Origin of the sequence: Stenotrophomonas sp. (assembly GCF_036662295.1) — a bacterium.
Lineage (GTDB): Bacteria > Pseudomonadota > Gammaproteobacteria > Xanthomonadales > Xanthomonadaceae > Stenotrophomonas.
This window is the reverse complement of sequence record NZ_JAVWXA010000128.1, coordinates 1-10,451: the sequence shown is the minus strand read 5'-3', so window position 1 is coordinate 10,451 and position 10,451 is coordinate 1. Positions and strand designations below refer to the sequence as shown.

10 protein-coding genes are annotated in these 10,451 nt (G+C 69.3%); 4 read left to right on the top strand and 6 right to left on the bottom strand.

Annotated features, from left to right (window positions below; genetic code table 11):
* Positions 1–335: 335 nt before the first annotated feature.
* Complete coding sequence (gene dinB / locus RSA25_RS17460) at positions 336–1,418, bottom strand: DNA polymerase IV (protein ID WP_332810101.1); 1,083 nt, start codon at positions 1,416–1,418, stop codon at positions 336–338.
* A gap of 243 nt (positions 1,419–1,661) precedes the next feature.
* Here dinB and fabA point away from each other — a divergent pair, with 243 nt between their 5' ends.
* A complete protein-coding gene (gene fabA, locus RSA25_RS17455; RefSeq protein ID WP_038690696.1) occupies positions 1,662–2,177 on the top strand; it encodes a 3-hydroxyacyl-[acyl-carrier-protein] dehydratase FabA in 516 nt (171 codons plus the stop codon).
* Positions 2,177–3,385 carry a beta-ketoacyl-ACP synthase I gene (gene fabB / locus RSA25_RS17450; protein ID WP_332810100.1) on the top strand — a complete coding sequence of 403 codons (1,209 nt, stop codon included), beginning with the start codon at positions 2,177–2,179 and terminating at the stop codon, positions 3,383–3,385. Before fabA ends, fabB begins: the two co-directional genes overlap by 1 nt.
* A 572-nt stretch (positions 3,386–3,957) precedes the next feature.
* On the opposite strand, the gene RSA25_RS17445 is transcribed toward fabB, so the two are convergent.
* The 3 genes from RSA25_RS17445 to RSA25_RS17435 are packed head-to-tail and all read right to left on the bottom strand — an operon-like array spanning position 3,958 to position 6,454.
* The gene (locus RSA25_RS17445; protein WP_332810099.1) at positions 3,958–4,635 is read right to left on the bottom strand and encodes an HAD family phosphatase; all 678 of its coding nucleotides are present in this window, start codon (positions 4,633–4,635) and stop codon (positions 3,958–3,960) included.
* Positions 4,632–5,336, bottom strand: coding sequence for a pseudouridine synthase (locus tag RSA25_RS17440; protein WP_332810098.1), 705 nt, complete (start codon positions 5,334–5,336; stop codon positions 4,632–4,634). Before RSA25_RS17440 ends, RSA25_RS17445 begins: the two co-directional genes overlap by 4 nt.
* Positions 5,333–6,454 carry a class I SAM-dependent methyltransferase gene (locus RSA25_RS17435; RefSeq protein WP_332810097.1) on the bottom strand — a complete coding sequence of 374 codons (1,122 nt, stop codon included), beginning with the start codon at positions 6,452–6,454 and terminating at the stop codon, positions 5,333–5,335. The genes RSA25_RS17440 and RSA25_RS17435 overlap by 4 nt, the downstream gene beginning before the upstream one ends.
* Before the next feature lie 152 nt (positions 6,455–6,606).
* Between RSA25_RS17435 and RSA25_RS17430 the strand changes: the two genes are divergently transcribed.
* The gene (locus RSA25_RS17430; protein ID WP_332810096.1) at positions 6,607–6,870 is read left to right on the top strand and encodes a hypothetical protein; all 264 of its coding nucleotides are present in this window, start codon (positions 6,607–6,609) and stop codon (positions 6,868–6,870) included.
* Positions 6,871–6,915: 45 nt separating this feature from the next.
* Here the strand turns inward: RSA25_RS17430 and RSA25_RS17425 are convergent, their stop codons facing one another.
* The gene (locus RSA25_RS17425) at positions 6,916–7,206 is read right to left on the bottom strand and encodes a DUF3247 family protein (RefSeq protein WP_332810095.1); all 291 of its coding nucleotides are present in this window, start codon (positions 7,204–7,206) and stop codon (positions 6,916–6,918) included.
* A 79-nt stretch (positions 7,207–7,285) separates the two neighbouring features.
* Positions 7,286–9,256 (bottom strand): ATP-binding protein, encoded by a 1,971-nt coding sequence (locus RSA25_RS17420; RefSeq protein ID WP_332810094.1) that lies wholly within the window; start codon positions 9,254–9,256, stop codon positions 7,286–7,288.
* A 248-nt stretch (positions 9,257–9,504) separates the two neighbouring features.
* Between RSA25_RS17420 and RSA25_RS17415 the strand changes: the two genes are divergently transcribed.
* Positions 9,505–10,074: a DUF3016 domain-containing protein gene (locus tag RSA25_RS17415; protein ID WP_332810093.1), complete on the top strand. Its 570-nt coding sequence runs from the start codon at positions 9,505–9,507 to the stop codon at positions 10,072–10,074.
* Positions 10,075–10,451: the final 377 nt, after the last annotated feature.

Here is a 10,451-nt window from a genome sequence, read left to right as displayed (position 1 = left end):
CACCCGCCCCAAGCGATGGCGCATGCACGCGCGTGCCTCAGCAAAGCCTTACCCCGCAATTGGGCGAAGAACCGAGAAAAAGGCGTCGCGTTGGTGGTTGTCATGCCGCACCAGAACGTTGGCAGCGCACAGGCGGTCGATCGGGATGCGACCCTACCAGGCCACACACCACGACCCATTCCGCATTCCGCATTCCGAATTCCGAATTCCGCACTTCCCCATCTGCGTTCCGCATCCGGGGGTCACTTCAGTGTCCCGCCAACCCACCTGCACCACCCAGCCCCTCAGTGCCCGCACGCCGGCTGTTGAGGTCAGCTGTCAGCAGACAGCACACCTCACCCACCCTCCAACTGATCAAACAGCCCCGGCTGCCGCACCCCCTCGCGCTCCCGGAACCCGCCCAACCCCACCCCCACCAGCCGATACCGCGTCTCCGCCGGCAGGTCCACCCGCGCACGCAACGCCAGCGCGATATCGCGCAACTCCTCCAGCGACCCCGGCGGCGACTCCGGCGTAAAGCTCCGCGTAATGATCCGGAACTGCGAGGTCTTCAACTTCAGCACCACCGTGTGCCCCACCCGCTCCGTCTTCCGCGTCGCCTGCCACGTCTTCCCCGCCAGCGCCACGATCGCCGCCTCCAGCGCCTCCAACGGCACGTCCTCGGCAAACGTGTCCTCCGACGAGATCGACTGCACCGGCTGGTCCGGCTCCACCGCCCGCTCGTCGATCCCCCGCGCACGGCTGTACAGACGCACCCCGAAACTCCCGAAACGCGCCTCCAGCTCCTCCAGCGGCAGCGAGCGCAGATCGCCCACCGTCGCGATCCCCAGCTCGGCCAGCTTGCCCGCCATCACCTTGCCCACCCCCGGCACCCGGTTCACCGGCAGCGGCGTCAGAAAGCGCTCCACCCGCTGCGGCGACACCACGAACTGCCCATCGGGCTTGCGCCAATCCGAGGCGATCTTGGCCAGGAACTTGTTCGGCGCGATCCCCGCCGACGCCGTCAACCGCGTCTCCTCCCGGATCTGGTCGCGGATGATCTCCGCGATCTCCGTGGCCACCGTCAGCCCGCCCTTGTGCACCGTCACATCCAGGTAGGCCTCGTCCAGCGACAGCGGCTCCACCAGGTCGGTATGGCGCAGGAAGATCTCGCGCACCTGCCGCGACACCGCCTTGTACCGCGCGAAATCCGGCGGCACGAAGATCGCGTCCGGGCACAGCCGCTCCGCGCGCAGCGCCGGCATCGCCGAACGGATCCCGAACACCCGCGCCTCGTAGGAGGCCGCGCACACCACCGAGCGCGCGCCCTTCCAGGCCACCACCACCGGCCTGCCGCGCAGCGACGGATCGTCACGCTGCTCCACCGACGCGTAGAAGGCGTCCATGTCCACATGGATGATTTTGCGCAGAACGGACACGTCGGGAAGGCTCGGGCCTGGATGCGGATTTCTAGATGAACAAGATTACAGCCACACGCCTGAGTATGGTCTTTTCATAACAACAACATGCGGTTTTCAAGCTGAAAACACTACGCCGGCGTACGGTTAAAACGTTTGATTGAATCACTTTTCCTCTGCACTCTTGGGCACTTTCAACAGCAACAATCCGCCCGCGCAGTGCCGGCGGCCCCCGACGTCAACTTCTTCAGGATTGCGCTTTCCATGACTCGTCTCCACGCGTTCTCGCGCGAACAACTGCTGGCCAGCGCCCGCGGTGAACTGTTCGGCCCGGGCAGCGGTCGCCTGCCCAACGATCCGATGCTGATGTTCGATCGCATCACCGACATCCGCGACGACGGCGGCCCCCACGGCAAGGGACTGGTACGCGCCGAACTGGATATCCGCCCGGACCTGTGGTTCTTCGGCTGCCATTTCATCGGCGACCCGGTCATGCCCGGTTGTTTGGGCCTGGATGCCATGTGGCAGCTGACCGGCTTCTACCTGACCTGGCTCGGTGCCCCCGGCCGCGGCCGCGCCCTGGGCTGCGGCGAGGTGAAGTTCACCGGCCAGGTGCTGCCGGAGGCCAAGCTGGTCAGCTATGAAATCGACATCACCCGCGTCATCAACCGCAAGCTCGTCATGGCCCAGGCCGACGCGCGCATGCTGGTGGACGGCCGCGAAATCTATTCCGCCAAGGACCTCCGCGTAGGTCTGTTCACCTCCACCGAGAACTTCTGATGCGTCGCGTCGTCATTACCGGAATGGGCATCACCTCGTGCCTGGGCAACGATCTGGACACGGTGTCCACCGCACTGCGCGAGGGCCGTGCCGGCATCCGCAGCCTGCCCGACCACGCCGACGCCGGCCTGCGCAGCCACGTGGGCGGCAACATCGAGCTGGACCTGGACGCGCAGATCGACCGCAAGGTCAAGCGCTTCATGAGCGATGCCTCGGCCTACGCCTACATCGCCATGCGCGATGCGATCGCCGATGCGGGCCTGGACGAGCAGCAGGTGGCCAACCCGCGCACCGGCCTGATCGCCGGCTCCGGCGGCGGCTCCAGCCAGTGGCAGGTGGAATCGGCCGACATCCTGCGCGCGCGTGGCGTGCGCAAGGTGGGCCCGTACATGGTGCCGCGCACGATGTGCTCCACGGTGTCGGCGTGCCTGGCCACCGCGTTCCAGATCAAGGGCCTGAGCTACTCGCTGTCGGCCGCCTGCGCCACCTCGGCGCACTGCATCGGCGCGGCCGCCGACCTGATCCGCCACGGCGCGCAGGACGTGATGTTTGCCGGTGGCGGTGAAGACCTGCACTGGTCGATGAGCGTGATGTTCGATGCGATGGGCGCGCTGTCCACGCGTTTCAACGACACCCCGGCCACGGCCTCGCGCCCGTATGACAAGGACCGCGACGGCTTCGTGATCGCCGGCGGCGGCGGCATGCTGGTGCTGGAAGACTACGACCACGCGGTGGCGCGCGGTGCGCGCATCTACGCCGAGCTGGTGGGCTACGGGGTGACCTCCGATGGCGCGGACATGGTGGCGCCGTCGGGCGAAGGCGCGGTGCGCTGCATGAACATGGCGATGGCCAACCTGACCGGCCCGATCGACTACCTCAACACGCACGGCACCTCCACGCCGCTGGGCGATGTGACGGAGTTGAAGGCGGTGCGCGAGGTGTTCGGCCAAGACGTGCCGCCGCTGTCCTCGACCAAGGCGCTGTCGGGCCATTCGCTGGGCGCAGCGAGCGTGCACGAGGCGATCTACTGCCTGCTGATGATGCGCGACGGCTTCATCGCCGGGTCGGCCAACATCGGCGAGCTGGACCCGCTGGTGGAAGGCTTCCCGATCGTGCGGCAAAGCCAGGACGCGCAGTTGAACACGGTGATGTCCAACAGCTTCGGCTTTGGTGGCACCAACGCGGCGCTGGTGTTCGGTCGCGTGTGATGCACGGTTGACGCCGTGACCGAAAAGCCCGGCGCACGCGCCGGGTTTTTTGTGCCCGGGTGTGCGCGTGAATGGCGGCGGGGAGCCTGACCTGCGGCATTCGGACGACGCGGTGTGCGGCGGCGGTCATGCGGTCTTCGGTAGAGGTCATGCGTTCGTCGCGCCGATCCGTGGTATCGGCAGTCGTTTGGTCACCGACCCTACCGGGGTCCGCGACGTGCGGATGGCAGATGCGGCGGGCGGCCAATGTCGTCGACCACGCGACATGCCGGAAACGGCGTGCCGCCCGTGCCGTCGACCAACGTGCTGGAGGGACATCGTGGGTAGGGTCGCTCCCCAGACGACCGCACGTACCCTGCCCCGGCCAATGGTGGGCATGACCTTGGCCGAAGAAGGAGGTTCGCGGGAATGAGGCCGAGGCGGTCTTCGGCAGCGGTCATGCGTTCGTCGCGTCGATCGGCGGTATCGGCGGTCGTTTGGGAACCGACCCTACCGGGGTCTACATGCCCTGTCCCGGCCGTGGGTGGGCATGACCCCGGACGGAGATACCCGCTCGCCCGACCGAACCCGCTTTACCGCAGATGCGGCAGCAGCAGCGTGTGCGCGTCTGCCAGCGAATCGACGATGCGGTGGCCCAACGCGCGCAGTTCCGCATCCGGATGCACCAGGTCGGGCACCTGGATGGCGGTCATGCCCGCACCCACCGCCGCGCGGATCCCCGCCGGCGAGTCTTCCAGCGCCAGGCAGCGCGCCGGATCCTTGCCCAGCTTCTGCGCGGCCAGCAGGTAGATGTCCGGCGCGGGTTTGGGATGGGCCACGTCGCTGCTGGTCACCACCACCTCGAAATACGGCAGCAGCCCGGCCGCGGCAAGCTTGCGCGACGCGCGGGGCTGCCGGGTGGAGGTGGCCACCGCGCGGGGAATGCCGTGGTCGTGCAGCAGCTCCAGCAGGTCCACGATGCCCGGCCGCAGCGGCAGGCCGGCCTGGGTGCGGGCTTCGTAGAGATCGTGGCAGCGCGCGAACAACGCGGCCACCTGGGTCGCATCGACGCGCTGCAGCAGCAGGCGCTCGCAGTCACGGTCGCCCAGGCCGACCAAGCGCAGCCAGAACCCGTCCTCGAGCGGCAGCCCCAGCTCGCGTGCCGCCTGGGTCCAACAGGCGATCGACACCCGTTCGCTGTCGATCATCAGCCCATCCATGTCGAAGATCACCGCCTCCGGCAGGAACGGCAGGGCCGCCACGCCGGTCATGGCACGTCGAACAGCGTGTCCAGGTCGGCCGCGTCCAGCATGCGCCACTCGCCTTCGGCCAGCCCGCCCAGCGTCAGCCCGCCCACGCGGCTGCGGTGCAGCGCCTGGACGTGGTTGCCCACCGCCGCGAACATGCGCCGCACCTGGTGGTAGCGGCCCTCGTGCAGCACCAGTTCGGCCTGGCGCGGCCCGCGCACCGCCAGCTCGGCCGGCAGCAGCGGCTTGTCATCGGCCTCCAGCAGCAGGCTGCCACTGGCAAAGCGCGCCGCCTCGTCGCCGCGCAGGTCCTCGGCCAGCGTCACCTCGTAAGCCTTGTCCAGGCGCGACTTGGGCGACACGATCCGGTGCAGCAGCGCGCCGTCATCGGTCATCAGCAGCAGGCCGCTGGTGTCCCGGTCCAGCCGGCCCACCGAGGACAGCACCGGCGCCCGCTCTCGGAAGCGCGGCGGCAGCAGGTCGTAGATCAGCCGGCCCTTGTCCTTGGTCGAGCAGGTGTAATCGCGCGGCTTGTGCAGCATCAGGGTCAGCCCCTGCGGCGGGTCCAGCGGCTCGCCTTCCACCCGGATCGCCTCGTGGGCCACCTGGTCATCGGCATACAGCACCTCGCCGTCGGCATCGGTGATCAGGCCTTCGCGGAACATGCCCTGCACCTGCTTGCGGCTGCCATAGCCCAGGTTGGCCAGCAGCTTGACCAGCTTCATGCCCGGCCCCCGCGGCCCCACGTCGGTGCCTTCTCGCGCGGCGCACGCGCCGGGGTGGCGCTGCGGCTGGCCTTGGTCGCCTCGATCAGCTTGAAGCCGTCGCGCTCGGCCGCCACGCGCACCTGGCCGAAGCTCTCGTTGAGGATCTGCTCATAGGGCAGGTGGCGGTTGGCCACCAGCCACATCCGCCCACCGGGGCGCAGCGCCTGGGCGGCCACGGCGATGAAGCGCTGGCCGATGTCGGGGCGGTCGGCCCGCGACGGGGTGTGGAAGGGCGGGTTGGTGACGATGAAGTCGTACTCGCCTTCGATCCCGGCGGTGACGTCCTGCCAGTGGTAGGCCAGCCGGGCCGGCTTGCCCAGCCGGTCCAGGTTGTCCCGGGCCAGCGCCAGCGCGCGGCCCTCGGCCTCGTACAGGTCCAGCGCGGTCACGCCCGGGCAGCGCGCCAGCACCTCGCTGGACAGGTAGCCGAAGCCAGCGCCCAGGTCGGCGCCGCGCCCGGCCAGGTCGGCCGGCAGCTGTTCCACCAGCAGGGCGGAGGCCGGGTCGATGCGGTCCCAGGCAAAGATGCCCGGGCGGCTCTGGAAACGCCCGCCCAGGATCGCGCGCGGCGCATCCAGGGCCGCCCAGCGCTGGGCCAGCGCCGCGTCGTGCTGGCCGTTGAGCGGGCTGGTCCAGTATGCCCGGCAGTGGTTCTTGGTCAGCTTGCCGCCCAGGCCAGCCAGCTGCTGCAGGTCGCCTTCGCCGGAGCGCGCGCCCTCGTTGTTGTGCTGGCAGGCCACCACGATGCCGCCCGGCGCGGCCAGGGCCAGCGCGCGCGCAAACAGCGCCCGGGCTTCCTCGCGCTGGCGCGGCGGCAGCACCAGCACCAGCGCGTAGCGGGTGTCGGCGGCGGCCAGCTGCTGCTCATCGTGCACGGTCCAGCCACTGGCCTCCAGCGCATCGGCAAACGGGCGGAAGCTCTGTTCGCAGACCAGCTGGCCCGGCTGGGCGTGCTCGCGCAGCGGCCAGCCGTCGCGGGCGCGCAGGAACAGCACCGGGCCGGCCGGCCAGGCCAGCGCGCCACTGGCGAAGGGCAGGAACAGGGTTTCCAGGGGAGCGTCGTGCTGGGCAGCCATCGGGGGGCACATCGAATAAAGAGACGGCCATTCTACCGGTTCGCCCCGATCCGCCCCGCCGCGCCCCACTTTGCGTTTATTCAACGCCGCGTTGATGCCCTGCCAACATCCCAACCGTCAGGGTAGAGGCTCACTTGCGATGGAGATGGCTCATGCGTGCATTGTTTGTCGGTGGCGTGGTGGACAACAGCGAAATGGACATCGAGGGCGCCCAGCCCCCGGTCCACTACCCGCAGGACACCGGCGGCGGGCATTCGCGCTACCGCCTGCACCAGGTGGGCAAGCAGGCCGACGGCAGCCTGGCCTATGCGGTCTACGGTGCGCCGGACATGGCCGATGACGAGGTGGCGCGGGTCGCCGACGAGCGCGCCTACGCACGCCGTTTCGAGGCCGAGCCGGAACTGTTCCAGCATTGATCCCCGCGCCGGGTACCGACCGCCGGTCGGTACCCTGGCCGCGCCCTAGCCTGTGGGCGGCAACGGACGGATCGCCACGATCCGGTCCAGCCAGACCAGGTGCTGCTGCACCGGGGTATCCAGGTCGTCCAGGCGCAACTGTCCGTTGCTGCCCTCGTTCTCATCGGCATCGCGATACTGCTGCACGGTCGGCTGCACCGCCACCGTCCCCAGCACGCGGCTGCCATCGTCCAGCGTGACCTCGACCCGTGCCAGCCCATGCAGCTGCGGCAACAGCGCTTCGAGCGCGGCGATCCGCGCCGGATCGGTGTGAATCTGCGGGGCATAACGCGACATGGACCCTCCTGGGCATTGAACGATGGGGAGCCACCGGCCGCCGGGGCCGGTGACAGGCAGGCGCACCCGCCGTGGGGCCTCAGCGGCGGCGCTGGTCGGCCAGCACGCTGCGCACGGCCGAGACCAGCTGGGCCACCGAGTAGGGCTTGGCCACGTGTTCCTGGAAGCCGGAGGCCAACGCGCGCTTGCGGTCGTCGGCCCGGGCCAGGGCGGTGACGGCCACCGCCGGCAGCTCGCCGGCTTCCACGCCGATGTCCTCGCGCAGGGTGCGCACCAGGCCGTAGCCGTCCATGCCGGGCATGCCGATATCGGTCAGCAGCACGTCGATCCCGGTGTGACCGCCCTGGTCCAGCAGCGCCAGCGCCTCCCCGGCCGAGGCGGCCGCGGTGACTTCGGCGCCCTGCTCTTCCAGCAGGCGGCGCAGGTATTCCAGCACTTCGGGCTGGTCTTCCACCGCCAGCAGGCGCAGGCCCTTGAGCGGGAACGGCTCGATCACCTGTTCGCCGATCGGGCCGCTGAAGACTTCGCGCAGCGGCCGGCCATCGGCCTGCGGCTGGTAGCGCGGCAGGCGCACGGTGAAGGTGGCGCCGTGGCCGTGGCCATCGCTGCTGGCCGACACCGCCCCGCCGTGCAGCTCCACCAGCTGCTGGGCGATGGCCAGGCCCAGCCCCAGGCCGCCGTGGCGGCGGGTGGTGGTGCCATCGGCCTGTCGGAACCGGCTGAACAGGTGGCGCAGGAACTCCGGGGCGATGCCATCGCCGCTGTCGGCCACGCTGACCGACCAGTGGCCGGCATCACCGCTCAGGGTGACCGCCACGCGGCCTTCGGCCGGGGTGAACTTGATCGCGTTGGAGAGCAGGTTCCACAGCACCTGCTGCAGGCGCGTGGCGTCGCCCAGCACCAGCGCCGGGTCGTCGGGCAGCACCAGGCTCATCTGCAGGGCCTTGCCCTCGGCCACCAGCTCCTGGGCACGCATGGCCTCGGTGAGCTGCGCGCGCAGGTCCAGCACTTCCACTTCCAGCTGCACCTTGCCCAGCAGCATGCTGCTGAGGTCGAGCATGTCCGAGATCAGCCGCTTCTGCGCCATGGCGCTGTTGGCGATCACGCCCAGGCCCTTGTACAGCGGGCTGGTGGCGTCCACGCGCTGCAGCAACAACTCGCTCCAGCCCAGGATGGTGGTCAGCGGGGTGCGCAGCTCGTGCGACAGCGTGGCCAGGAATTCATCCTTGAGCCGGGCCATGTTCTCGGCGGCACTGCGCGCGGCGCGCTCGGACTGCAGCAGCTCCTCGCGGGCCATTTCGATTTCGCGGCGCTCGGTCACGTCCGGGCTGCTGCCGGCCAGGCCGATGAAGCGGCCCATGCGCGAGAAGCGCGGGCGCGCGTTCATTTCCAGCCAGCGCCACTGGCCGTCGGCGCGGCGGCCGCGCACCAGGGCGTGCATGGAGCGCTGCGCCTTGAGCGCCTCCTGCAGTTCGTAATCGAACACGGAGGCATCGTCGGGGTGGACCAGGCCGCGCCAGACATCCTCGGGCACGCGGTCATCGCCACCGAAAAATTCGGTGAAGGCGCTGTTGACGAAGCGCGCATGGCCGCGCTCATCCAGCACCCACACCGGCATGGGCAGGCCATCGGCCAGGGCGCTGAAGCGCGCCTCGCTCTCGGCCAGCTCCACTTCGATCTGCTTGCGGCTGGTGATGTCGAAGAACACCACGGCAACGCGGTGCTCGCCCGGCTCACCGACGCGGACGGCCTCCACCGAGTACCAGCGCCCCAGGGCACGGGCCTCCAGCTCGAACTGCTGGGCCTGGCCGGTCAGGGCCACCTGGCCGTAGATGCGGAACCAGTCGGTCTCGTGCGCGGGCACCATGGCGGTGATGCGCTGGCCGGGGGCGTCCACCAGGCCGGTGTTGCGCTCGAAGGCGTCATTGACCTCCAGGAACCGGTAATCGACCGCCCGGCCTGTTTCGAACAGCACTTCGATCACGCAGAAACCGGCGTTCATCTGCTCCAGCATGGCGCGGTACATGCCGGGATCGGATGCGGGCGCCATGAAGGAGGGGCGTTCTAGCGTGGAAGCAGGGAGGCTGGACAAGGGGTCTTTTGAGGCAACTGGCGAAACGGAGGGATACAGCATCTTCCAGAGGGCGTATTCGTAGCGTCAAGCGCCAAGGGTGGGGTTGACCTGGGTGAATTGGCGCCAACCGTGAAGACGGGCGGCCCCCGGGGCGATTGTTCGCCCGGGCGATCAGGATCACACTGATCTTCGATCCCATCCGTGATCGAGACCGAGGAATCGTCATGAACCGCAATCCCTGGGTGGCCGGTGCCTTGGCCTGTCTGCTGGTGATCGGCACGGCGGGCGCCGCCGGGCCGCGCTCGGTGACCGACCCGAAAGCGCCGCGGGCGCTGACGGTGGAGGGGCCGGTGCAGGTGCAGTGGACCGATCCGGCCCAGTTCACCGAGATCCGCGGCAGCACCAACCGGTTCGAGGCCGAACGCGGCAACTGGGTGCAGCAGCTGGCCCAGTACGTGCGCACGACGGCCAGCAAGCAGCTGCAGCCGGGCCAGCAGCTGGAGGTGACGCTGACGGACATCAAGCGCGCCGGCGACTACGAGCCCTGGCACGGCCCGCGCGGCAACGACATCCGGATCCTGCGCGATGTCTACCCGCCGCGGATCACGCTGACCTACACGCTCAAGGACGCGCAGGGCCAGGTGCTGGGCGAAGGCGAGCGCAAGCTGGTGGACAACGGCTACCTGCACAACATCGGGATGCAGAGCGACACCGACCCGCTGCGTTACGAGAAGCGGCTGCTGGACGACTGGGCCCGCCGCGACCTGCGCGCTACGGCTACGGCGAGTAACTGAGTTTCCGACGATCAGCAGCGGGCGCGGGTGCCTTGCGTGTGCCGGCTTGGTCGCGCGGGGTGGGGGTGTGCGGGTTCGCGGGACACGCGGTGAATCCCGCTCCGCGGTCCGGCCCAGCCGCTGGCGGCTGTGCGTTCAGTCGCATGCGAGGCAGTGCCTCGCAATCCATGCGCCTTCACCCATGGACGCTCGCACACGCCATCCATGGCGTGTGACGGTCCCGCGAACCCGCACACCCCCACCCCCGACAGTTGGCCGGTGGCCCGCAGGAGAGCACCAACCGCGCACTGGTGGTTGGTCGGCGGTCGTAGAGAACAAGGGTGGCTGTGGGATGCCGGCCAGCGGCCGGCACTACCGGCTTTTCCGGTGCGCACCGG

Bases quoted from the DNA above. Each gene is read 5' to 3' on its own strand.
- fabA (WP_038690696.1), top strand. From the start codon at position 1,662: ATGACTCGTCTCCACGCGTTCTCGCGCGAACAACTGCTGGCCAGCGCC.
- RSA25_RS17425 (WP_332810095.1), bottom strand. From the start codon at position 7,206: ATGTCGCGTTATGCCCCGCAGATTCACACCGATCCGGCGCGGATCGCC.
- RSA25_RS17445 (WP_332810099.1), bottom strand. From the start codon at position 4,635: ATGACCGGCGTGGCGGCCCTGCCGTTCCTGCCGGAGGCGGTGATCTTC.
- RSA25_RS17440 (WP_332810098.1), bottom strand. From the start codon at position 5,336: ATGAAGCTGGTCAAGCTGCTGGCCAACCTGGGCTATGGCAGCCGCAAG.
- RSA25_RS17430 (WP_332810096.1), top strand. From the start codon at position 6,607: ATGCGTGCATTGTTTGTCGGTGGCGTGGTGGACAACAGCGAAATGGAC.
- RSA25_RS17435 (WP_332810097.1), bottom strand. From the start codon at position 6,454: ATGGCTGCCCAGCACGACGCTCCCCTGGAAACCCTGTTCCTGCCCTTC.
- RSA25_RS17415 (WP_332810093.1), top strand. From the start codon at position 9,505: ATGAACCGCAATCCCTGGGTGGCCGGTGCCTTGGCCTGTCTGCTGGTG.
- fabB (WP_332810100.1), top strand. From the start codon at position 2,177: ATGCGTCGCGTCGTCATTACCGGAATGGGCATCACCTCGTGCCTGGGC.
- RSA25_RS17420 (WP_332810094.1), bottom strand. From the start codon at position 9,256: ATGGCGCCCGCATCCGATCCCGGCATGTACCGCGCCATGCTGGAGCAG.